Origin of the sequence: Streptomyces sp. NPDC101181 (assembly GCF_044767975.1) — a bacterium.
Classification (GTDB): Bacteria; Actinomycetota; Actinomycetes; order Streptomycetales; family Streptomycetaceae; genus Streptomyces.
In genome coordinates this window covers 13,627-34,760 of the sequence record NZ_JBIWOX010000021.1, presented here as the reverse complement: position 1 = coordinate 34,760, position 21,134 = coordinate 13,627, and the positions used below count along the sequence as shown (strand labels likewise).

Annotated in this window: 19 protein-coding genes and 2 tRNA genes; 7 read left to right on the top strand and 14 right to left on the bottom strand. The window is 72.6% G+C overall.

Annotated features, from left to right (window positions below):
- Window positions 1-150 precede the first annotated feature (150 nt).
- From ACIRRU_RS25875 to pgsA, 7 genes are all read right to left on the bottom strand, one after another.
- Window positions 151-903 carry a YebC/PmpR family DNA-binding transcriptional regulator gene (locus ACIRRU_RS25875; RefSeq protein ID WP_205083000.1) on the bottom strand — a complete coding sequence of 251 codons (753 nt, stop codon included), beginning with the start codon at window positions 901-903 and terminating at the stop codon, window positions 151-153.
- A 61-nt stretch (window positions 904-964) separates the two neighbouring features.
- Window positions 965-1,558 (bottom strand): pyridoxal 5'-phosphate synthase glutaminase subunit PdxT, encoded by a 594-nt coding sequence (pdxT, locus tag ACIRRU_RS25870; RefSeq protein ID WP_363202442.1) that lies wholly within the window; start codon window positions 1,556-1,558, stop codon window positions 965-967.
- Between the two features lie 6 nt (window positions 1,559-1,564).
- Window positions 1,565-2,485: a pyridoxal 5'-phosphate synthase lyase subunit PdxS gene (pdxS, locus tag ACIRRU_RS25865; RefSeq protein WP_403684308.1), complete on the bottom strand. Its 921-nt coding sequence runs from the start codon at window positions 2,483-2,485 to the stop codon at window positions 1,565-1,567.
- 133 nt (window positions 2,486-2,618) lie between these two features.
- Window positions 2,619-3,164, bottom strand: coding sequence for a hypothetical protein (locus ACIRRU_RS25860; protein ID WP_363202440.1), 546 nt, complete (start codon window positions 3,162-3,164; stop codon window positions 2,619-2,621).
- Window positions 3,165-3,281: 117 nt separating this feature from the next.
- A complete protein-coding gene (locus tag ACIRRU_RS25855; RefSeq protein WP_363202439.1) occupies window positions 3,282-4,442 on the bottom strand; it encodes a glycosyltransferase family 4 protein in 1,161 nt (386 codons plus the stop codon).
- Window positions 4,439-5,350, bottom strand: coding sequence for a phosphatidylinositol mannoside acyltransferase (locus tag ACIRRU_RS25850; protein WP_403684305.1), 912 nt, complete (start codon window positions 5,348-5,350; stop codon window positions 4,439-4,441). Before ACIRRU_RS25850 ends, ACIRRU_RS25855 begins: the two co-directional genes overlap by 4 nt.
- A complete protein-coding gene (gene pgsA / locus ACIRRU_RS25845; RefSeq protein ID WP_403684303.1) occupies window positions 5,347-6,033 on the bottom strand; it encodes a phosphatidylinositol phosphate synthase in 687 nt (228 codons plus the stop codon). The genes ACIRRU_RS25850 and pgsA overlap by 4 nt, the downstream gene beginning before the upstream one ends.
- A gap of 334 nt (window positions 6,034-6,367) precedes the next feature.
- Here pgsA and ACIRRU_RS25840 point away from each other — a divergent pair, with 334 nt between their 5' ends.
- A complete protein-coding gene (locus ACIRRU_RS25840) occupies window positions 6,368-8,581 on the top strand; it encodes an elongation factor G-like protein EF-G2 (RefSeq protein ID WP_403684301.1) in 2,214 nt (737 codons plus the stop codon).
- Between the two features lie 156 nt (window positions 8,582-8,737).
- Complete coding sequence (locus ACIRRU_RS25835) at window positions 8,738-10,408, top strand: hypothetical protein (RefSeq protein ID WP_403684300.1); 1,671 nt, start codon at window positions 8,738-8,740, stop codon at window positions 10,406-10,408.
- Window positions 10,409-10,528: 120 nt separating this feature from the next.
- On the opposite strand, the gene ACIRRU_RS25830 is transcribed toward ACIRRU_RS25835, so the two are convergent.
- A complete protein-coding gene (locus ACIRRU_RS25830; protein WP_403684298.1) occupies window positions 10,529-11,092 on the bottom strand; it encodes an HIT family protein in 564 nt (187 codons plus the stop codon).
- A gap of 66 nt (window positions 11,093-11,158) precedes the next feature.
- Here ACIRRU_RS25830 and ACIRRU_RS25825 point away from each other — a divergent pair, with 66 nt between their 5' ends.
- Window positions 11,159-11,836 (top strand): potassium channel family protein, encoded by a 678-nt coding sequence (locus ACIRRU_RS25825; protein WP_403684296.1) that lies wholly within the window; start codon window positions 11,159-11,161, stop codon window positions 11,834-11,836.
- 113 nt (window positions 11,837-11,949) lie between these two features.
- Here the strand turns inward: ACIRRU_RS25825 and thrS are convergent, their stop codons facing one another.
- Window positions 11,950-13,926 (bottom strand): threonine--tRNA ligase, encoded by a 1,977-nt coding sequence (gene thrS, locus ACIRRU_RS25820; protein ID WP_363202433.1) that lies wholly within the window; start codon window positions 13,924-13,926, stop codon window positions 11,950-11,952.
- Window positions 13,927-14,389: 463 nt separating this feature from the next.
- Between thrS and ACIRRU_RS25815 the strand changes: the two genes are divergently transcribed.
- Entirely contained in the window at window positions 14,390-15,115 is a 726-nt protein-coding gene (locus ACIRRU_RS25815) for a 3'-5' exonuclease (protein ID WP_403684294.1), read from the top strand.
- A gap of 74 nt (window positions 15,116-15,189) precedes the next feature.
- Here the strand turns inward: ACIRRU_RS25815 and ACIRRU_RS25810 are convergent.
- Window positions 15,190-15,261, bottom strand: a tRNA-Val gene (locus tag ACIRRU_RS25810).
- 138 nt (window positions 15,262-15,399) lie between these two features.
- On the opposite strand from ACIRRU_RS25810, the gene ACIRRU_RS25805 reads away from it, so the two are divergent.
- Window positions 15,400-18,042 carry an SCO7613 C-terminal domain-containing membrane protein gene (locus ACIRRU_RS25805; RefSeq protein WP_403684292.1) on the top strand — a complete coding sequence of 881 codons (2,643 nt, stop codon included), beginning with the start codon at window positions 15,400-15,402 and terminating at the stop codon, window positions 18,040-18,042.
- Window positions 18,043-18,146: 104 nt separating this feature from the next.
- Here the strand turns inward: ACIRRU_RS25805 and ACIRRU_RS25800 are convergent.
- A tRNA-Val gene (locus ACIRRU_RS25800) sits at window positions 18,147-18,218 on the bottom strand.
- A 54-nt stretch (window positions 18,219-18,272) separates the two neighbouring features.
- Window positions 18,273-18,728: a TIGR02611 family protein gene (locus tag ACIRRU_RS25795; protein ID WP_403684291.1), complete on the bottom strand. Its 456-nt coding sequence runs from the start codon at window positions 18,726-18,728 to the stop codon at window positions 18,273-18,275.
- A 200-nt stretch (window positions 18,729-18,928) separates the two neighbouring features.
- Here ACIRRU_RS25795 and ACIRRU_RS25790 point away from each other — a divergent pair, with 200 nt between their 5' ends.
- Both ACIRRU_RS25790 and ACIRRU_RS25785 read left to right on the top strand, forming a co-directional pair.
- Window positions 18,929-19,342, top strand: a complete 414-nt coding sequence (locus tag ACIRRU_RS25790; RefSeq protein ID WP_003959770.1) for an SsgA family sporulation/cell division regulator — start codon at window positions 18,929-18,931, stop codon at window positions 19,340-19,342.
- 298 nt (window positions 19,343-19,640) lie between these two features.
- Window positions 19,641-20,225, top strand: coding sequence for a CGNR zinc finger domain-containing protein (locus ACIRRU_RS25785; RefSeq protein ID WP_403684289.1), 585 nt, complete (start codon window positions 19,641-19,643; stop codon window positions 20,223-20,225).
- A gap of 25 nt (window positions 20,226-20,250) precedes the next feature.
- Here ACIRRU_RS25785 and ACIRRU_RS25780 read toward each other — a convergent pair whose 3' ends face one another.
- Together ACIRRU_RS25780 and ACIRRU_RS25775 are read right to left on the bottom strand one after the other, a co-directional pair.
- Complete coding sequence (locus ACIRRU_RS25780) at window positions 20,251-20,415, bottom strand: hypothetical protein (RefSeq protein ID WP_363202428.1); 165 nt, start codon at window positions 20,413-20,415, stop codon at window positions 20,251-20,253.
- Window positions 20,416-20,589: 174 nt separating this feature from the next.
- On the bottom strand, window positions 20,590-21,051 hold the full coding sequence (locus ACIRRU_RS25775; RefSeq protein WP_403684287.1) for a hypothetical protein: 462 nt from the start codon (window positions 21,049-21,051) through the stop codon (window positions 20,590-20,592).
- Window positions 21,052-21,134 lie beyond the last annotated feature (83 nt).

Sequence of the window (21,134 nt, the reverse complement as noted above, 5' to 3'; positions counted from 1 at the left end):
GCCGTCGTCCGGGACGCGCGCCGCACCCGCTCGCTCATCTGTTCCCGCAGGCTATCGGCTCGCGCTGACAAAGCGTCGGAACCGACAAGACGACGGGCCGACGGGGTGTCTCCCCGTCGGCCCGTCGCACCGAGCTGTGCCGGCCGCGCCTCAGGCGTCGACCTTCTCCATGACCTCGTCGGACACGTCGAAGTTGGCGAAGACGTTCTGCACGTCGTCGCTGTCCTCCAGGGCGTCGATGAGCTTGAAGATCTTGCGCGCGCCCTCCTCGTCCAGCTCGACCTGCATGGTGGGCAGGAAGTTGGCCTCGGCGGAGTCGTAGTCGATGCCCGCCTCCTGGAGCGCGGTGCGCACCGCGACCATGTCGGTGGCCTCGCTGACCACCTCGAAGGTCTCGCCGAGGTCGTTGACCTCCTCGGCGCCCGCGTCGAGGACGGCGCCGAGGACGTCGTCCTCGGTCAGCTCGCCCTTGGGGAGGATCACGACGCCCTTGCGGTTGAAGAGGTACGAGACGGAGCCCGGGTCGGCCATGGAGCCGCCGTTGCGGGTCATCGCGACACGTACGTCGGAGGCGGCGCGGTTGCGGTTGTCGGTGAGGCACTCGATGAGCACCGCGACACCGTTGGGACCGTAACCCTCGTACATGATCGTCTCGTAGTCGGCGCCGCCCGCTTCGAGACCGCCGCCGCGCTTGACGGCGGAGTCGATGTTCTTGTTCGGGACGGAGCTCTTCTTCGCCTTCTGGATGGCGTCGACGAGCGTCGGGTTACCGTCGGGGTCCACGCCGCCGGAGCGGGCCGCGACCTCGATGTTCTTGATCAGCTTCGCGAAGAGCTTGCCGCGCTTGGCGTCAATCACGGCCTTCTTGTGCTTCGTCGTAGCCCATTTAGAGTGGCCGGACATCTGCCTTCTCCTTCGCGTCACCAAAATCGAGTGGAACCCGAGAGATCCTACCGGGGTCCGGTCAGCTCACCGCGCGCACCATGTCCACGAACAGCGCGTGCAGACGGTGGTCGCCGGTCAGTTCGGGGTGGAACGAGGTGGCGAGGGCGTTCCGCTGCCGTACGGCCACGATGTGACCGCCGTGCTCGGCGATGACCTCGGCCCCGGCCCCGACGGACTCCACCCAGGGGGCGCGGATGAACACGCCCTCCACGGGGCCGCCGTCGACCCCGGCGACCTCGACCGCGGCCTCGAAGGACTCGTTCTGCCGGCCGAAGGCGTTGCGCCGGACGATCATGTCGATGCCGCCGAGGGTCTCCTGTCCCGAGCGGGGGTCGAGGATCTTCTCGGCCAGCAGGATCATCCCGGCGCAGGTGCCGTAGACCGGCATCCCGGCCGCCACCCGCTCGCGCAGCGGCTCCGTCATGCCGAAGAGGGCCGCCAGCTTGGACATGGTGGTGGACTCGCCGCCCGGGATGACCAGTCCGTCGACCTCGGCGAGTTCCTCGGGACGCCGCACCGGCCTGGCCAGGGCGTTCGCCGAGGCCAGGGCGGTCAGGTGCTCCCGTACGTCGCCCTGGAGTGCGAGGACGCCGATCAGGGGGGTGTCGCTCATCGGTGGTTACCAGCCGCGGTTGGCGTAGCGCTCGGACTCGGGCAGGGTGTCGCAGTTGATGCCGACCATGGCCTCGCCCAGGTTGCGGGAGGCGTCCGCGATGACCTTCGGGTCGTCGAAAAAGGTCGTGGCCTTCACGATGGCGGCGGCGCGCCTGGCCGGGTCGCCGGACTTGAAGATGCCGGAGCCGACGAAGACGCCCTCGGCGCCGAGCTGGCGCATCAGCGCGGCGTCGGCCGGGGTGGCGACACCGCCTGCGGAGAACAGCACGACGGGCAGCCTGCCCAGCCGCGCGACCTCCTTGACCAGCTCGTAGGGGGCGCGCAGGTCCTTGGCGGCGGCGTACAGCTCGTTGTTGTCGAAGCCGCGCAGACGCGCGATCTCGTTCTTGATCTGGCGCAGGTGCCGGACGGCCTCGACCACGTTGCCGGTGCCGGCCTCGCCCTTGGAGCGGATCATGGCCGCGCCCTCGGCGATGCGGCGCAGGGCCTCGCCCAGGTTGGTGGCGCCGCAGACGAACGGCGTGGTGAAGGCGAACTTGTCGCTGTGGTTGACCTCGTCGGCCGGGGTGAGGACCTCGGACTCGTCGATGTAGTCGACGCCGAGGGACTGGAGGACCTGGGCCTCGACGAAGTGGCCGATGCGGGACTTGGCCATGACGGGGATGGAGACGGCCCCGATGATCTCCTCGATCATGTTGGGGTCGGACATCCGGGCCACGCCGCCGTCCTTGCGGATGTCGGCCGGGACCCGCTCCAGGGCCATGACGGCCACGGCGCCCGCGTCCTCGGCGATCTTCGCCTGCTCGGCGTCGACGACGTCCATGATCACGCCGCCCTTGAGCTGCTCGGCCATGCCGCGCTTGACGCGGGCGGTGCCGGTGGCGGCGGACTCGGCGGACTGCGGGGTGCTGGGAAGCGTGGACACGGGACCTCACTCGGTGAAAGACGCTGGATGCTGCGTCACCGAGGAAACGCCGCGGGACCAGTCCACAGCAAGGGCCAATGGACAGGCCGTGGATCGTTTTCCCCCCGGACCCCGCTCCCGGCCCGCTCCGGAACTACGCTCCCGGGCGGTCCGCCAGCGCCACCGGCGGGGCGTCGTCCATCTCGAAGGCGAGCGGGAACGGCGCGTGCCCGGCCAGCCGGAACAGCCGGACCGTACGGTGGCGGCGCAGGGCGCGGGCGGCGCGTACGGCGTCGTTGTGGAAGCGCCGGGCCATCGGTACGCGGCGTACGGCGGCGGCCAGTTCGACGGCGGCGTCCACACCGCCGGGGACCTCCTTCACCGCGTCGACCTGGGCCGGTTCGCCGAAGACGGCGCGCAGGGCGGTGCTCAGCTCGCTCTCGGCGACCTCCCGGTGGTCCTCCTCGGACTGGCGCGCGGCGTGCGCGGCCTCGTACAGGACGATCGAGGCGGCCGGGTCCAGGACGCCGGAGGTGGCCAGCTCCTGGGTGACCGAGGCGCGGCGCAGCAGTTGGGCGTCGAGGGCGGCGCGGGCGGCGTCGATCCGGGAGTGCAGGCGGTCGAGCCGGCCCGCGGTCCAGCTGAGGTACACGCCGATCGCGACGAGGGCGACGACGATCCAGATGAGGGTTACGGTCACGGGCCCCCACGCTACCGTCGCCGCGCCCCCTCACCCCACCGGAGGTCCGGTCACCCCGGCGGAGGCAAGGGGGGCGGCCCACCGGAGGCGGCGGCGGTCCGGCGACGGTTGCGCCGCTCAGTCCCGCGCCAGTCCGAACCGGGCGCGCAGCCCCGACCGTTCGTCCGCCGCGACCGAAGCGGCCCCGTCCGCCACCGTCTCGTACACCGCGAGGATGTCGGCCCCCACGGTCGCCCAGTCGAACCGGCGTACGTGCGCCTCGCCGCGCTCGCGCAGTCCGGCCCGCCGCCGCGGGTCGCCCAGCAGCCGGATCGCGGCGGCGGCCAGCGCGTCGGCGTCCTCATTGGCGAACAGGTCGCCCGCCGCGCCCTGGTCCAGCACCTGCGCGAAGGCGTCCAGGTCGCTGGCGAGGACCGGCGCACCCGCCGACAACGCCTCGACCAGGATGATCCCGAAGCTCTCGCCGCCGGTGTTGGGGGCCACGTACACGTCGACGCTGCGCAGGAGTCGGGCCTTGTCCTCGTCGCTGACCATGCCGAGGAACTCGACCCGTTCGCGCAGTTCCTTCGGCAGGGAGGCCACCGCCTCCTCCTCGTCCCCGCGCCCGGCGACCAGCAGCCGGGCGTCGGGGTGGGCGGCGAGGATCGCGGGCAGCGCCTTCATCAGGACGGGAAGCCCCTTGCGGGGTTCGTCGATGCGGCCGATGAAGCCGAGGGTCCGGCCCTGCCACTCGGCCTTCGGCTCGGCCCCGGCGAAGAAGCCGACGTCGACGCCGTTGGGGATGACCACGGCGTCCCCGCCCAGGTGCTCGACCAGGGTGCGCCGGGCGTACTCGCTGACCGCGATCCGGGCGCTGATCTTCTCCAGCGCGGGCTGGAGGATCGGGTACGCGGCGATCATCGCCCGGGAGCGCGGGTTGGAGGTGTGGAAGGTGGCGACGATGGGCCCCTGCGCCGCCCAGCAGGCCAGCAGGCCCAGCGACGGGGAGGTCGGTTCGTGGATGTGGATCACGTCGAAGGTGCCGTCGTGCAGCCAGCGCCGCACCCGGGCCGCCGACAGGAAGCCGAAGTTGAGCCGGGCGACCGAGCCGTTGTACGGGACGGGGACGGCCCGGCCCGCCGAGACGACGTAGGGCGGCAGCGGGGTCTCGTCGTCGGCCGGGGCCAGGACGGAGACCTCGTGGCCGAGCCGGACCAGATGTTCGGCGAGGTCCCGGATGTGGAACTGCACGCCGCCCGGGACGTCCCAGGAGTAGGGGCAGACGATGCCGATCTTCACGTGGCGGCCTCTCGGGGTTCCAGGTCCTCCAGCCAGAGCCGCTGGAGCATGTGCCAGTCCTCCGGGTGCTCGGCGATGCCGCCCGCGAAGGCGTCGGCCAGGGCCTGGGTCATGGCGGACGTCTTCTCGGCCCGGGTGCCCTCCTCCGGCACCGCGACCGCCGGGTGCACCCGGGCGCCCATCACCGGCGTACCGTCGTACCAGAGGGTCACCGGCAGCAGCAGCGCCCCGGTCTGCTGGGCGAGCAGGGCGGGGCCCGCGGGCATCCGGGCGGTGGCCCCGAAGAACGACACCTCGACCCCGGAGGCGGACAGGTCCCGGTCGGCGACCAGGCAGACCAGGCCGCCCGCGCGCAGCCGCCGGGCCAGGGTGCCGAAGGCGGCTCCGCCGCTGTGCGGCAGGACCTCCATGCCGAGGCCCTCGCGGTAGGCGACGAAGCGGTCGTACAGCGACTCCGGGTCCAGCCGCTCGGCGACGGTGGTGAAGGGGACCTTCAGCTCGGTGGTGACCCACGCTCCGGCGTGGTCCCAGTTGCCCAGGTGCGGCAGGGCGAGGACGACGCCCTTCCCGGCGTCCAGGCCCTCGGTGAGCAGGTGGGCGTCGTGGACGTCGATGCTCGTGCGGATCCGCTCCGGGCTCCAGGTGGGCAGCCGGAACGACTCCATCCAGTAGCGCATGTAGGAGCGCATCCCGGCCCGGGACAACTCGGCGAGACGCTCCGGCCCGGCGTCCGGGACGACCCGCGCCAGGTTCGACTCCAGGCGCAGCACGCTCTTGCCGCGCCGTTTCCACGTCCGGTCCGCGATGGTGCGGAAGAGGGCCGCCGCGGCGGGCTCGGGGAGCGTCTTCACGGCGCTCCAGCCCAGCCCGTACAGCCCGTCGGTGACCCGGCCCTTCAGCCCGCTCACCGGTCGGCCCCGTGCCCCTGCTCCGCCGGACCGTCGACGGCGGCGGCCCCGGCGGCGTCGGCCTCGGCCGCCTCGCGGCGTACGGTCACCACACGCTGGATCAGCGTGACCAGGCTGCCCACGGCGACCGCCCACAGGGCGATGGGGAGCAGGATGTCGATGTACGGGACGCCGAACGCGTGCAGCCCCGCGAGACCGGCGGCGACCAGGGAGATGACCAGTCGCTCGGCGCGCTCGACCAGTCCGTTGACCGCGACCGGCAGCCCGATCGACTCGCCGCGCGCCTTGGTGTAGGAGACCACCTGGCCGCTGGCCAGGCAGAAGATCGCGACGGCGCAGAGGATGGTGTCGTCACCGCGGCCCGCGTACCAGAGGGCGAATCCGGCGAAGATCGCGCCGTCGGCGACCCGGTCCAGCGTCGAGTCGAGGAACGCGCCCCAGCGGCTGGAGATCCCGGCCTGCCGCGCCATGTTGCCGTCGACGAGGTCGGAGAAGACGAACGCCGTGATGACGATCGTGCCCCAGAAGAACTCCCCCATCGGGAAGAAGACCAGCGCACCCGCCATCACTCCGGCCGTGCCGATGAGGGTGACCGCGTCGGGGCTGACCCCGAGGCGGAGCAGCAGGGCGGCGAACGGGGTGAGGACACGCGTGAAGAAGGCACGCGCGTACTTGTTCAGCATGGCTTTCCCGAGGGTTCGGCTGGCCGCGCGGCCCCTACGGCCACCGGCTGGCCCATCGTAGTCACCAACGCCGTCCCGCACCGGACGGGCACCCGCCGGGAGGTGTCCCGGCGACCGGTACCGGGGCCGCGTACGGGGCGGGGACCGGGCTCGGGCGGGACCGGTGCCGGGTCCGCGCGTGACGTATGGACGCGGCCGCGTCCCGGTGCCAAGCTCGAAGGACCGCGGGCGTCGCCGAAGCCGCCGCGCCGGTCTCCCCCCTGCCCGTGGCCACCGCTGCTCCGCGCGCGGTCGCCCACCCTCGCGCCGCGCCGCCGACCGGGAGGCACGCATCATGGGCGACAAGGCACGCGCACACCCCGGGGCCGCCGGGGGTGCGCCGACGGCCGGCCATCCCTCCGCGCTGCGCAACGTGGTGCTGGTCGGCCCCAGCGGATCGGGCAAGACGACGCTGGTCGAGGCGCTGGCCCTGACGGCGGGCGCCGTGAACCGGGCCGGGCGGGTCGAGGACGGGGCGACCGTCTCCGACTACGACGCGATCGAGCGGCGGCGCGGGCGATCCGTGCAGCTCTCGCTGGTCCCGGTGGTCTGGGACGGCTGCACGGTCAATCTGCTGGACACCCCCGGCTACGCGGACTTCGTCGGGGAGCTGCGGGCCGGTCTGCGCGCGGCGGACGCGGCGCTGTTCGTCGTCTCCGCGGCGCAGGAGGCCGCGTCGGTGGCGGCGACCGTCCGGGCCGCCTGGGAGGAGTGCGCCCTGGTGGGGATGCCGCGCGCGATCGTGGTCACGCATCTGGACACCGCCCGCACCTCGTTCGAGGCGATGACCCGGATCTGCTCGCGGCTCTTCGGCGGCGGCACCGACACCGTGCTCCCGCTCTACCTGCCCGTGCTGGGACCCGAGGGCCCGGACGGGCACGCCCCGCTGACCGGGCTGACCGGGCTGCTGAGCCGCCGCGTCCTGGACTACTCCTCGGGTGAGCGGACCGAGCTGCCGCCCGCACCGGACCAGGAGGGGCCGCTGCGGGCGGCCCGGGACCGGCTGATCGAGGGGATCATCGCCGAGAGCGAGGACGAGTCCCTGATGGACCGCTATCTCGACGGCGAGGACATCGACGTGGCGACGGTGACCGCCGATCTGGAGCGGGCCGTCGCCAAGGGCTCCTTCCACCCCGTCCTGACCGCGGCCCCGGCTGCCGGGGGCGCCCGGCAGGGCATCGGCACGGTGGAGCTGCTGGAGCTGGTCACGCGCGGCTTCCCCACTCCGCTGGAGCGCACCCCGCCCGCCGTCACGACCCCCTCGGGGACGCCCCGGCCGGCCCCGGTCTGCGACCCGGACGGCCCCCTGGTCGCGGAGGTCGTGAAGACCTCCTCCGACCCGTACGTGGGCCGCGTCTCGCTGGTCCGTGTCTTCTCCGGCACCCTGCGCCCCGACGACGCCGTCCACCTGTGCGGGCACGGCCTCGACACGGCCGGGCACGAACCGCACCCGTGCCACGAGGCGGAGATCCGGGTGGGGGCGCTGACCTCGCCGTTCGGCCGCCAGCAGCGCGCCCTGGACGCCTGCGTCGCCGGGGACCTGGCGTGTGTGGCGCGTCTGGGCGACGCGGAGACCGGCGACACGCTCTCCCCCGCCGGTGACCCGGTCCAGATCGAGCCCTGGTCGGCCCCGGACCCGCTGCTCCCGCTCGCGGTCCGGGCGCACGGCAAGGCGGACGAGGACAAGTTGTCGCAGGGCCTGGCCCGGCTGGTCGCCGAGGACCCCACCCTGCGCCTGGAGCAGAACCCCGACACCCGCCAGGTCGTCCTGTGGTGCCTGGGCGAGGCCCACCAGGAGGTGGCCCTGGAGCGGCTGCGCGAGCGCTACGGCGTCCAGGTCGACGCGGAGCCGCACCGGGTGGCGCTGCGTGAGACGTTCGCGGGCCGGGCGGCGGGGCGCGGGCGGCACGTCAAACAGTCGGGCGGGCACGGGCAGTTCGCGATCTGCGAGATCGAGGTGGAGCCGCTCCCACCGGGCTCGGGCGTGGAGTTCGTCGACAGGGTGGTCGGCGGTGCGGTGCCGCGCCAGTTCGTCGGCTCGGTGGAGAAGGGGGTACGGGCCCAGGCCGCGAAGGGGCTGGCCACCGGGCATCCGCTGGTCGACGTGCGGGTCACGCTGCTGGACGGCAAGGCACATGCGGTGGACTCCTCGGACGCCGCCTTCCAGACCGCCGGGGCGCTCGCCCTGCGCGATGCCGCGGCCCAGGCCCGTATCCAGCTGCTGGAACCGGTCTGCGAGGTGGGTGTGCTGGTCCCGGACGACTTCGTGGGACCGGTGATGAGCGATCTGTCCGGGCGGCGGGGCCGGGTCGTGGGCACCGAGCAGAGTCCCGGCGGGCGCACCCTGGTGCGGGCCGAGGTCCCGGAGACCGAAATCGGCCGGTACGCGGTGGACCTGCGCTCGCTGTCCCACGGCACCGGCCGCTTCGACCGCGCCTACGCCCGGCACGAGGCGATGCCGCCGCAGGTCGCGGAGCGGCTCCGCGCGGAGCGATCACCCGGCGCGTGACCGGCGCACGGTCGCACACCCGCTCGGGACGACGCCGGTGACGGACAGCGGTGTGATCCGGACGATACGCTGTGGGCGCAGCTCAGAAGGTATGCCGCGACCGGTAGTTGGGCACACCGCAGGAGCAGACGGTGCGGCGAGTGGGGGCGACAGGCAGTGGCCAGCGACGTTTTCGACTTCTCACCCGGGGCCCAGATCCCGATCCAGGGGTCCGGCGGCCAGTCGGTGGCGACCAACGCCCTGGCCTCGGCGGCGTACCGGGACAGCCCGGTCGAGACGATCCTCGACGCCAACAGCGAGTGGCACAAGTCCGTGGTGAAGCCGGGGGCGTCGAGGCTGTTCAAGTCGGACTACTTCAAGCCCAATCTGGGCGAGGCGTTCGCGCGGGCCGTCCAGGAACGGATGCTGGGCGGGGCCCGCAAAGCGCTCATCCAGTCCTTCGGCACCGACCCGCAGACGGTGGTGGAGCACTGCCTGTCCGCGAACAACCTGCGCAAGGCCCGTGACACCCGGCTCACACTGGTGACGCTGGTCTTCGGCGTCCTCTTCCTGCCCGGCCTGGTGGCATGGGTGATCGTCTTCCGGATCCGGGACGCGCTCAGCAAGTCCCAGGACACGGCGTTCCGGGCGGTCGGCACGGTGCTGCTGGCGGCCTTCGGGGTCGGTGCCCTGATCCTGATCGTGAAGCTGCCCCTGGACAACTTCTGGCCCCTGTACTTCCGGGGCGCGGTGGTGGCTCCGGTGATCGGCTGGCTGCTCGCCCGGCGGATCGCGGAGACCTCGGCCCGGGATCTGCGGGCCCGCTGGGAAAGTCTGCTGTCCGGCACCGGGGTGATGGCGAAGATCCCCGAGGCGGTGCCGAAGAATCCCAACGAAACCTCGCGTGAGGCGCTGCGCCAGGGGCTGGAGAAGCTGACGGCGGAGCAGCAGTCCAACGCCGTGTTCTACGCCGGCCCCAAGGGTGTCCTGGGGATGGGTACCCGCTGGGGCAGCTGGCAGCTGGCCGAGGAGCTGGTCCCGAAGGACCCGTCGAAGGAGATCCACCAGTTCCGCAGCTGGGACCTGGTCAGGGTCATCCACGACCAGCTGAAGATGCTGGAGCGCGGGCCGCTCAACAGCGGCGGCTTCCCCAAGCCGTCCGTGAAGCACTGGATCGTCTCGCCGATCGGGGAGAACGCCGACGCCGTGACCCGCCCCGACGGGGAGGACGTGGCGACCTTCCAGGTGAAGCCGCACGAGATACAGCGGATCTGCAACCACCAGCAGTTCGGCAGTGGCGACCGGCACTATCTGGGCGTCCAGTTCACCCTGTGGGACGGGCAGTTGGTGATCACGATGATGATCACGGTCACGGTGCTCCACGAGACGCTGCGCATCGAGGTCACCGGTCATGCGCTCGGCCCGGTGCACGGGCTGTTCCTCGCCAAGCCCGCGGCCCGGAAGAAGACGGTCAACAAGGCCGTGCGCTTCTGGGAGACCCGGGACGTCCAGCTGGCGCTGGTGGACGCCCGGGAGGTCGTCCGGCTCGCGCTGCGGGCCCCGCTGACCTGGTATCCGGCGGTGCTGGACTACCTGGGCGGGAAGATAGTGCTGCCCGAGCCGTTCGGGCTGCGGCACGCCTGGGCGGCCAAGCCGTGGAACCACCGCTTCATGGCGGACGACGCGATGCGGGCCGCGACCCCGGTGCTGCGGGCGGTCCACTCGGCGGCGATGCGCGTCCTGGAGGAGAACGGCGTGGACACCCAGCGCTTCGACAGCCGCTCGATGATACTGAGCGGCCTCGTCCAGGACCCGGCCCCGCGCAAGGCCGACGTCTACGACGCGTAGCCGCGCGCACGGAGGAGCCTGTCGTCGTTCCCGTACGGCGACAGGCCTTTACGGGGAGGAGGCCCCCGCCGCTGCGGAGGCCTCCGGCGCGACGGCGTACCGGCGCGGCGGTCCGGCGGACTAGACGGCCGCGGGCCAGACGTCGGCCAGCATGGCCCGGGTGTCGCCCAGCAGCTGCGGCAGCACCTTGGTGTGGCCGATGACCGGCATGAAGTTGGTGTCCCCGCCCCAGCGCGGCACCAGGTGCTGATGCAGGTGGGCGGCGATCCCGGCCCCGGCGACGGAGCCCTGGTTCATCCCGATGTTGAAGCCGTGGGCCCCCGATGCCGCCCTCAGCGCGACCATCGCCCGCTTGGTGAAGTCCGCCAGCTCGGCGGTCTCGGGGCCGTCCAGCTCGGTGTAGTCGGCGACATGGCGGAAGGGCACGACCATGAGGTGGCCGCCGTTGTACGGATACAGGTTGAGCACCGCGTAGACGTAGGTGCCGCGCGCCACGACGAGCCCGTCCTCGTCGGATTTCGCCGGAATCGAACAGAACGGGCAGCCGTCCTCGGCGCCCGGACCGCTCGGCTTGTTCTCCCCCTGGATGTAGGCCATCCGATGGGGCGTCCACAGGCGCTGGAATGCGTCGGGCGTCCCCACGCCGATCTGCTGCTCCGGCTCACTCGTCATGCCGATCAGCATATTGCGTCACCCGTGCGGAGCGTGTCGTCGGGGCCGCGGCGCCCGGCCGCCCGCGATCCTGAGGCGATGAGCGAGAGACCCGCCCCGGAGGCGACCACCGCGTCGGCCCGCTGGGAGCAGCGCACGGAGATCCCGCTCTTCGCCGCGGGGCTGCTCTTCCTGGCGGGGTACGCGGTCCGGGTGCTGGCCCCGCGCGACGCCCAGCCGTGGCACGACATCTCCCTGACCCTGGTCTGGTCGACCTGGCTGCTGTTCCTCACGGACTACCTCACGCGGCTGCGGCTCAGCGGACTGGGCGCGCGCTTCGTGCGTACGCACTGGCTGGACACCCTGGTCCTGCTGCTGCCGCTGCTGCGCCCGCTGCGCATGGTGCAGGTGTACACGGCGGTGCAGCACCGCCGTGACCGGCCGCGCCTGAACCTGTACGCACGCGTCATGGCGTACGCGGGGATGACGGCCGCCCTGCTCGGCCTCGCCGCCTCGCTCGCGGTCTACCACCTGGAGCACCGCGCCCCGGGCGCCTCGATCCTCACCTTCGGCGACGCGGTGTGGTGGGCGTGCGCGACGCTGACGACGGTCGGCTACGGGGACGCCACCCCGGTCACGTTCTGGGGGCGGGTGGTGGCGGCGGGACTGATGGCCTGCGGGCTCGCGCTGCTGGGGGCGGTGACGGGGTCGTTCTCGTCGTGGCTGATCCAGACGTTCACGCGGGAGGACGAGGGGCGGCACCCGGAGCGGGGTTAGCGCTCCGGGGGCCGTTCCTGCCGCACCCCGACCCGGTCGGACGGATCCGATCGCCCGGTCCGGTCGCACGGATCCGATCGCCCGGACCGGTCGCACGGACCCGGTCGTACGGATCAGACCTGTACGCGGTCCTCGACGGCCTGGGCGATCTTGGCGATGGCCTCGTCGACCGGGATGCCGTTCTCCTGCGACCCGTCGCGGTAGCGGAAGGAGACAGCGCCGTTGGCCATGTCCTCGTCGCCAGCGATGATCATAAACGGGACCTTGTTCTTCTGCTGGTTGCGAATCTTCTTCTGCATCCGGTCCGACGAGGCGTCCACGTCCACCCGCAGCCCCCGCTTGCGCGCCGTGGCGGCGAACTCCTGGAGGTAGGGGATGTGGGCGTCGCCGATCGGGATGCCGACCGCCTGGACGGGGGCGAGCCAGACCGGGAAGGCGCCCGCGTAGTGCTCCAGGAGGACGGCGAAGAAACGCTCGATCGAGCCGAACAGCGCGCGGTGGATCATGACCGGGCGCTGCTTGGAGCCGTCCGGGCCGGTGTACTCCAGGTCGAAGCGCTCCGGCAGGTTGAAGTCGAGCTGGACGGTCGACATCTGCCAGGTGCGGCCGATGGCGTCCTTGCACTGCACGGAGATCTTCGGGCCGTAGAACGCGGCGCCGCCCGGGTCCGGGACCAGCGGCAGGCCCTGCTTCTCGGCGACCTGGCGGAGCGTCTCGGTGGCCTCCTCCCAGGTCTCGTCGGAGCCGACGTACTTCTCCGGGTCCTTGGTGGACAGCTCCAGGTAGAAGTCGGTGAGCCCGTAGTCGCGGAGCAGGTTCAGCACGAAGGTGAGCGTGCGGTCCAGCTCCTCGGCCATCTGCTCCTTGGTGCAGTAGATGTGCGCGTCGTCCTGGGTGAAGCCGCGCGAGCGGGTCAGGCCGTGCACCACCCCGGACTTCTCGTACCGGTACACCGTGCCGAACTCGAAGAGCCGCAGCGGCAGTTCGCGGTAGGAGCGGCCGCGCGCGTCGAAGATCAGGTTGTGCATGGGGCAGTTCATCGGCTTGAGGTAGTAGTCCACCCCGTCGTCGAGCTGCATGGGCGGGTACATCCCGTCGGCGTACCAGTCCAGGTGGCCGGACTTCTCGAAGAGCTTGCCCTTGGTGGCGTGCGGCGAGTAGACGAACTCGTAGCCCTCCTCCTCGTGGCGGCGGCGCGAGTAGTCCTCCATGGCCCGGCGGATGACGCCGCCCTTGGGGTGGAAGACGGCGAGGCCGGGGCCGATCTCGTCGGGGAAGGAGAAGAGGTCCAGCTCGTTGCCGAGCTTGCGGTGGTCGCGCTTGGCGGCCTCCTCCAGAAACTCCAGGTGCGCCTTCAGCTCGTCCTTGGTGGGCCAGGCGGTGCCGTAGATCCGCTGGAGCATGGGGTTCTTCTCGCTGCCGCGCCAGTACGCGGCAGCGTTGCGCATCAGCTTGAACGCCGGGATGAAGCGGGTGGTCGGCAGGTGCGGGCCCCGGCAGAGGTCCTTCCAGCACAGCTCGCCGGTCTTGGCGTCGAGGTTGTCGTAGATGGTCAGCTCGCCGCCGCCCACCTCGACGTCCGCACCGTCGTCCGAGGAGGCGGAGCCCTTGATGCCGATGAGCTCCAGCTTGTACGGCTCGCCCGCGAGCTCCTCGCGGGCCTCCTCGTCGGAGACCACGCGGCGGGAGAACCGCTGGCCCCGCTTCTGGATCTCCTGCATCTTCTTCTCGACGGCCTTGAGGTCCTCGGGGGTGAACGGCTTCTCGACGTCGAAGTCGTAGTAGAAGCCGTCCTTGACCGGCGGACCGATGCCGAGCTTGGCCTCGGGGAACAGCTCCTGCACGGCCTGGGCCATGACGTGTGCGGTGGAGTGGCGCAGGATGTCCAGGCCGTCCGGGGAGGAGATCTCCACCGGCTCGACGCTCTCGCCGTCCCGCAGGACGTGGGAGAGGTCCTTCAGCTCGCCGCCGACGCGCACGGCGACGACGGTGCGCTGCCCCGGGAAGAGGTCACCGGCGGTCGTGCCCGTCGTCACCGCGTGCTCTTCCCGCTCGGAATCGCGTTGGATGATCACACGGACGTCTGACACCGGTCTCTCCTGTCTGAGGGGGATGCCCGCCTTCGTACGGCTGGGCAGGACGAATCGTACCGAGCCCCCGGCCCCCGGCGCGAACGCCTTCGGGGCGGCCCCCACGGTTCCTCCCCCGTACGCGCCTCCCCGAAGAGGCCGACGTTCCCCCGGAGGGCCTTCGGCAGTCGGCCCCGCTCGGCCGCCTCGACCCGAGCGGGCGCGTCCCGGGGGCCTCGGCGCGGGCGGGTCCCCGGGGGGGCGGGCCGCGCGAGCCCCATGGCTCCGCGCCTTCCGGGCGGGACGGCGGAGGCGGCCTCCGCGCGCGCCTGATCCCCACCCGTCGAATCAACGTCCCTACGTCGCGACCGCGTTGCCACGCCATCGGAACGCCCGCGAACGGCGTATCCGGCAAACAGCCCGGGTATCACCGATATCGGGCAGAGGAAACCCCATCTGCCGTGCGGGTGCGAGGAGTTCGGGGATGACGCATTGGTTCGAGGGGCCGCTGGCCGCTTTTGACACGGAGACGACAGGCGTGGACGTCGAGCGGGACCGGATCGTTTCGGCCGCTCTGGTCGCGCAGGACACCGCGGGCGGACGCGTCCGCGTCACCCGCTGGCTGGTCAACCCGGGGATTCCGGTCCCGCCGGGGGCGACCGGGATCCACGGACTGACCGACGACCACCTCCAGCGCAACGGCCGCTGGCCCGCCCCGGTGATGGACGAGATCGCCCGTGCGCTGGCCGAGAGCTGCGCCACGGGGCGTCCGCTGGCCGTGATGAACGCACCGTTCGATCTGACGCTGCTGGACCGGGAGTTGCGAAGGCACCGGGCGTCGTCGCTGGCGGGCTATCTGGACGGGGCGCCGATGCGGGTGGTGGACCCCCGGGTGCTGGACAGACACCTCGACCGCTACCGCAAGGGCCGCCGTACGCTGACGGATCTGTGCGCGAGCTACGAGGTGGTCCTCGACGGGGCCCATGACGCGGTGGCCGACGCGACCGCCGCGCTGGAGCTGGTGCGCGCGGTGTGCCGGCGCTTCTCCTCCCGGATGGAACGGCTCTCCCCGGGCGAACTGCACACGCTCCAGGCGACCTGGCACGCGGCCCAGGCGCGCGGCCTGGAGGCCTGGTTCGCGAAGAGCGGGACGCCGGAGCCGGTGGACCCGGCCTGGCCGCTGCGCCCGGAGCTGCCCGCGGCCGCGTGAGCGGACCGGGGGCCGAGGGCTCCGGAACACGCGAAAGCCGGTCCGCGTGACGCTGGCGGACCGGCTTTCCCCGGTGGGCGATACTGGGTTCGAACCAGTGACCTCTTCGGTGTGAACGAAGCGCTCTCCCACTGAGCTAATCGCCCGGGAACGGGTTGAACCATACAGGGCTTCACGGGGCTGGTTCAAACTCCTCGCGGCCGCGCTCCCCTCAGGAGCCGGGACCGGGAAGTGAGTATTCGAGCCCATGTGCGGGCCGCGGAGCCGGGGCCACACTCCCGTCCATGGAACATGCGCCCCCGCCCGCCGAGGAACTGGCCCTCCTCGACAGAGAACTGGCCGAGCTGGACGCCCGCAGGGCCCAGCTGCTGACGCGTCGCGCGTGGCTGCTCGCCGCGCTCCGGCCGCCCACCGCGGCGGCCTCCCCGGGCTGGAACCCGTCCGCCTGGGGCGCTCCGCCCGCCGGCCGGCCCGGAGCCCCGGCGCAGCCGTGGGGCTACGTGCCGCCGAAGCCGTCCGCGCCGCGCGGCGCCCAGAACGTGCTGCTGACGCTGGGGGGTCTGCTGCTGGCGGTCGCGGCGATCGCCTTCACCCTGGTGAGCTGGGGTTCGATGGGGATCGGCGGCCGGTCGGCCGTGCTGGCCGCGGCGACCCTGGGGGCGCTCGCCGCCCCGGCGGTCCTGCTGCGCCGGAAGCTCGGCGCCACGGCGGAGGCGCTGGGGGCGTTGGCCCTGGTGCTGACGCTGCTGGACGCGTACGCGGTGCACGCGGTGGCCGACCCGGACGTGGGCGGGCTCGCCTTCACGGCGGTCGCGTCGGCCGTGCTCGCGGCGGTGTGGGCGGTGTACGGCCTGGCGCTCCGCCCGCTGCGTCTGCCGCTGCCCGCCGCCGTGGTTCTCGCCCAGTGGCCGCTGCTGTTGTGGGCGTGGGCCGCCGGGGCCCCGGTGCTCGTCATCGGCTGGGCGCTGCTGGCGACGGCGGTGCTGGACGGGGTGATCGTCCTGCGGGGCACGGGACTTGGGGTGCGGGTCACGGCGGGCGTCGGCGGGGCGGTGACGGGATTCTTCGCTCTGCTGGTGGGTCTGGGCGAGTCGGTGACGGCCTCCGGACCCCTCGGGGCGTCGGCTCCGGGTGTCCTGCTGCTGGCCGCCGCCGGGGCCGCGCTGGCCGGGGCGTGGCGGGCGTCCGAGGGCTTCGCGCGGCTGGGCGGTGTGGTGGCCGGTCTCACGGTGGTCGCGGCGGTGGGCGGTGTGCCCGCGTCGGCGGCGCCGGAGGGGTGGCGGGTGCTGCCGTATCTGCTGTGCGGCATCGCCCTGGCCTCGGCCGTACGGTCCCGGCTGCCGAGGAACGCGACGCACGGGGTGCTCGTGGCGTCGGGAGTGGTCGCGGCCGGGTCGTTGCTGTGGGCGCTGCCGCCGGTGGCCGCGGTGCTGCTGGGCCCGGTGACGCGGCTGTCGGAGGTATGGGCGGGGGCCCCGGGCGGCTTCCGTGCGGCCGTGGGCTCGACGTTGCCCTGGCCGGAGCTGGCCGCGGCTCCGCCGGTCCTGGCCCTGGTGGCCGGGGCGCTGGGGGCGGCGCACCGGTGGTGGCCCGCGGTGGCCCGGACCGCCGCCCCGCTGTTCGCGCCGAGAACGGCCGCCCCCGATGCACCCGACGCCGTCGGCACCGCGGGTGCTCCTGGCGCGTCCGCCGCTCCCGGCGCCGGGCCGTACGGGGCGTGGGGCTGGGGCGTCCCGGGCGGTGCGCGGCCCGCTCCCGTCCGCAGGCTGTCCGGGGCCTCGGTGCGCGGAGCGGCCGGAGCCGTCACCCTCGTGCTCGCCTGGGGTGCGCTGCTGCTGGCCGGAGCCGTGCTGGACGCGCCCTACCCGGTGGCGGTGGCCGGGGAGACGGTCCTGGTGGCCGGACTCCTCGTGCCGGCCGTCACGGGCTTCGCGGGCGACGGAAGCGGCCGGGGCGCCTCGGCGGCGGTGCCGGTGACCGCCCTGGTGGCCGCGGTGTGCGGGGCGGTGAGCCTGGGGCTGCTGTCGCTGGCGTCCGAGGCGGTGTCCTACGCGGTGTTCGGCGCGTTGACGGTCCTGTTCGCCGGTGCGGCGGTCCGGGTGCGGGCGCAGGTGCCCCGGGCGGTGTTCGCGGTGACCGCCGGAGTCGGCGGCATCGTCCTGACGGGGTTCGCCGGGCGCTCCCTGGGGCTCGCCCCGCACGAGGGCGCGCCGCTGCTCCTGCTGGTGCCCGCGGTGTCGGTGCTCCTGGGGGCGCGGCTGCGGCAGCACCCGGTTGCGTTGCCGGTGGAGCTGACCGGGGCGGCGGGGGCGCTCGTGGCGGTCGGTCTCGCGGTGGCGGACGCGCCGTTCCTGGCGCTGGTGCTGGCCCTGTCCGGGGTGCTGGCGGCGGGCGCGGCGGTGCGCCCCGAGCGGCGGCCGGTGGCCGGGTACCTGGCGGCGGCGCTGTTCGTCCTGGCGACGTGGGTGCGGCTGGCGGCCTCGGACGTGTCCTTCCCGGAGGCGTACGCCCTGCCGGTGAGTGTGCCCGCCCTGGTGGTGGGGTTCCTGCGGCGGCGCAGGGACCCCGAGGCGTCCTCGTGGACGGCGTACGGGCCGGGGCTCGGGGCGACGCTGCTGCCGAGCCTGGCGGTGGCCTGGACCGATCCGGAGTGGCACCGGCCGCTGCTGCTGGGGGTGGCGGCGCTGGTGATCACGCTGCTGGGGGCGCGGTACCGGCTCCAGGCCCTGCTGGTGCTCGGCGGCGCGGTGCTGGCGCTGGACGGGCTGCACGAGCTGGCGCCGTACGTGGTCCAGGTCGCCGGTGCGCTGCCCCGCTGGGTGCCGCCGGCCCTGGCCGGGCTGCTGTTGCTGGTGGTGGGGGCGACGTACGAGCAGCGGCTGCGCGATGCCCGCAGGCTGAAGGGCACCCTGGGGCGGATGCGGTGAGCCGTCCCGGTTCCGGGCCGCGAGCGGTGCGGCCCGGAACCGGGAGGGCGGACAACGCGCAGGGCCCGGGAGACGGATTCCGTCTCCCGGGCCCTGCGTCCGGGTGGGCGATACTGGGTTCGAACCAGTGACCTCTTCGGTGTGAACGAAGCGCTCTCCCACTGAGCTAATCGCCCGGTCGCAGCGCTCACATTACCCCATGTCAGCGGCGCTTCCCGACCACCCGCGGGTCACTCGCTGATGTTCCACGGCATGGTGATCCCGAACTTCCACACGTAGATCCCGACCAGCACCGCCATGATCACCAGTCCCACCGTGGTGAGGATGATGTTGCGCCGCCGGACCTTGGGGTCGAGCGCCCGCTGTGCCGCCTCGGTGACCTTGCGCTTCGTCCAGCGCAGTACCAGCTGGGCCCAGACGAACTCGGTCGCCCAGATCGCCATCCCGGCGAAGATCACCAGCCAGCCGGGGCCGGGCAGTACCAGCATCAGCACCCCGGCCACCACGACGCCGAGGCCGACGATGAAGACGCCCACCTGCCAGCTGACGTGCAGCGGTCTGGACGCCTTGATGAAACCCGGCGCACGCGAGCCCAGCTCGCGCTCCCCTCGTTCCGGGTCCCCCGGGACGGACGCCGGGGGAGTCCGTTCGGCGACCCTGTTCCGCTCGTCACTCTCCGCGTTCATGAAGCCAACCTACCCGACCTGAGCCAGTCACACTTTTGTCACTGGAATGGGCGCATAACTCAAAGTTACACGCCGCTGAGCGGGGGACCCGAAGCATCACAAATGGGTCAGAGGGGTTTACAACACCACCGTAGGTGGCATGTCGATTTCGCCGACGTGCGAATCCCCGAGCGCACACTGAGCGAAAGGCCCTGGCGCTTATGAACACCACGGTCAGCTGCGAGCTGCACCTGCGCCTCGTTGTGTCGAGCGAGTCCTCACTGCCTGTACCCGCGGGCCTGCGGTATGACACGGCCGATCCGTATGCCGTGCACGCCACCTTCCACACCGGAGCGGAGGAGACGGTCGAGTGGGTTTTCGCCCGTGACCTCCTTGCCGAGGGGCTGCACCGGCCCACCGGCACCGGAGACGTCCGCGTCTGGCCGTCACGCAGTCACGGTCAAGGCGTCGTATGCATCGCACTGAGCTCCCCAGAGGGCGAGGCGCTGCTCGAAGCCCCGGCACGAGCCCTGGAGTCGTTCCTGAAGAGGACCGACGCCGCGGTTCCACCCGGCACCGAGCATCGCCACTTCGACCTCGACACGGAGCTCTCCCACATCCTGGCCGAAAGCTGAGCCAGGCCGAGAGCTGCACGACGCCGTCCGACTCGGGGAGACGGCGTCGCGCGGACAACCACATACGGCGGACACCGGCGCCGTCACCGCGGAATCCACCGCGGTGACGGCGTCGGCGCGCGTGGACCATCAGCCCCCGCCCCGGCTCCCCCGACGGCCGCAGCTCCGGTGGCCCCCGCCACCGGAAGGCAGCCCTCCGCCCAGCCGTGCCCCCGCCGGGCCGGGCAGGGAGCGGCCGAGCCAGTAGAGTCAGCCGCCATCGGCAGGCACCCGCCCGCCGGAGGCCAGGGAGCGAAGCGTGCTGATCCCACACGACACCCGGATCGCCCTCGACGCGGTGGTCGATCTGGTCAACACCGCACCGGAGAGCGAACCGCCTGCCGACGACATGGAGGACGGGCTCACGGAAGGCCTGCCCGACGTGGCCGCGTTGTACGCCTTCGCCGGGCGGCACCACATCAGCGGCGTCGGCACGCTCGGCGAGAAGGACCTGACCGCCGTGCGGGGCGTACGGGCCAGCTTCGCGGAGGTCTTCGCGACCCCGGACGCCCGTACGGCCGCGGACCTGGTCAACCGGCTGGTCGCGGCGGCCGGGACCACCCCGCAGCTCACCGACCACGACGGCTACGACTGGCACGTGCACTACTTCGCGCCGGACGCCTCGCTCGCCGACCACCTCGCGGCGGACTGCGGGATGGCACTCGCCTTCATCATCGTGGCGGGCGAACAGGAGCGGCTGCGCCGCTGCGAGGCGCCGGACTGCGGCCACGCCTTCGTGGACCTGTCCCGCAACCGCTCCCGCCGCTACTGCTCCAGCCGTACCTGCGGCAACAGGCTCCACGTCGCGGCGTACCGGGCGCGGCGTAAGGAAGCCTCGGGCTGAGGGGGCACGGCGTCTCCGAGGGCCGTCACAGCAGGAAGAGGTCGTGCAGGGCGGCCATCAGCAGCAGACTCCCGATGACCGTCAGAAAGATCATCAAGGGCGGCTGGGACAACGCGAACAGGCAGCCGCGCGGCTCTTGGGCAGGGGGTACGGGGGGTGCGGGGGCCTCGCCCCGGGAAATATCCACCATCTCGGGGCGATCATGACCCACACGCGACCGCGTTGGCGATCAACCCGGTTGATTCTCCGAGGAGTTCACCGTCCCGTGGGCAGGGAAAATCGCTCCCGCGTACGGGTCACCGTCGGATTTTCGGACCGGAGGCACCTCAGGGGCGGGTGACAAGCCCTCCCCCGGGTTCTCCGGTCAGATGCCGTGCTTCTTGAGGATCGCCTCGATGTCGCTGAAGTCGTCGCCTCCTGCGGCGGCCTCCGGCTGCTTCTTCGGCTTCGGCCTCGCCGCCGCGGTACCCGCCGCGGCTCCCGCTCCGAGCGACGGCGCTGAGGCGGCCGGGGCGACGGCCTCGCTCCGTCCGGCGGCCCGCGCGGCCTTGCGTTCCGCGCGGGTGGTGCCGCGGCGGCGTTCGACGGTGCGGGTGGTCATGAACAGCAGCCAGGCGACACCGAGCAGCCCGAAACCTATCCAGACGCTCGGCTTGAAGGCGATCCCCGCGACCCACTCCACGACGCCGGTCAGCACGAGCCCGACCGGGACGAGGGAGTAGGCGGCGATCCGCGTCGCCGTGAGGAACCGCTTGCGGTACGCGCTCACCGCGGCGATGCCCAGCCCGGCCGCCGACACCGCGGAACAGATGGTCTCGGCAAGCATCGGGGCCTCCAGCCGCAGGGTGTACGTCCCTTCCATCCTGCACCGGGCACCGCCGTCGGGGCCACGGCGGCGGCCCACCTCAG

What these genes read in the sequence shown, in the direction of transcription:
- ACIRRU_RS25875 (WP_205083000.1), bottom strand. Translation starts at nt 903, where the DNA reads ATGTCCGGCCACTCTAAATGGGCTACGACGAAGCACAAGAAGGCCGTG.
- pdxT (WP_363202442.1), bottom strand. Translation starts at nt 1,558, where the DNA reads ATGAGCGACACCCCCCTGATCGGCGTCCTCGCACTCCAGGGCGACGTA.
- pgsA (WP_403684303.1), bottom strand. Translation starts at nt 6,033, where the DNA reads ATGCTGAACAAGTACGCGCGTGCCTTCTTCACGCGTGTCCTCACCCCG.
- ACIRRU_RS25840 (WP_403684301.1), top strand. Translation starts at nt 6,368, where the DNA reads ATGGGCGACAAGGCACGCGCACACCCCGGGGCCGCCGGGGGTGCGCCG.
- ACIRRU_RS25830 (WP_403684298.1), bottom strand. Translation starts at nt 11,092, where the DNA reads ATGCTGATCGGCATGACGAGTGAGCCGGAGCAGCAGATCGGCGTGGGG.
- ACIRRU_RS25825 (WP_403684296.1), top strand. Translation starts at nt 11,159, where the DNA reads ATGAGCGAGAGACCCGCCCCGGAGGCGACCACCGCGTCGGCCCGCTGG.
- ACIRRU_RS25815 (WP_403684294.1), top strand. Translation starts at nt 14,390, where the DNA reads ATGACGCATTGGTTCGAGGGGCCGCTGGCCGCTTTTGACACGGAGACG.
- ACIRRU_RS25805 (WP_403684292.1), top strand. Translation starts at nt 15,400, where the DNA reads ATGGAACATGCGCCCCCGCCCGCCGAGGAACTGGCCCTCCTCGACAGA.
- ACIRRU_RS25795 (WP_403684291.1), bottom strand. Translation starts at nt 18,728, where the DNA reads ATGAACGCGGAGAGTGACGAGCGGAACAGGGTCGCCGAACGGACTCCC.
- ACIRRU_RS25790 (WP_003959770.1), top strand. Translation starts at nt 18,929, where the DNA reads ATGAACACCACGGTCAGCTGCGAGCTGCACCTGCGCCTCGTTGTGTCG.
- ACIRRU_RS25780 (WP_363202428.1), bottom strand. Translation starts at nt 20,415, where the DNA reads ATGGTGGATATTTCCCGGGGCGAGGCCCCCGCACCCCCCGTACCCCCT.
- ACIRRU_RS25775 (WP_403684287.1), bottom strand. Translation starts at nt 21,051, where the DNA reads ATGCTTGCCGAGACCATCTGTTCCGCGGTGTCGGCGGCCGGGCTGGGC.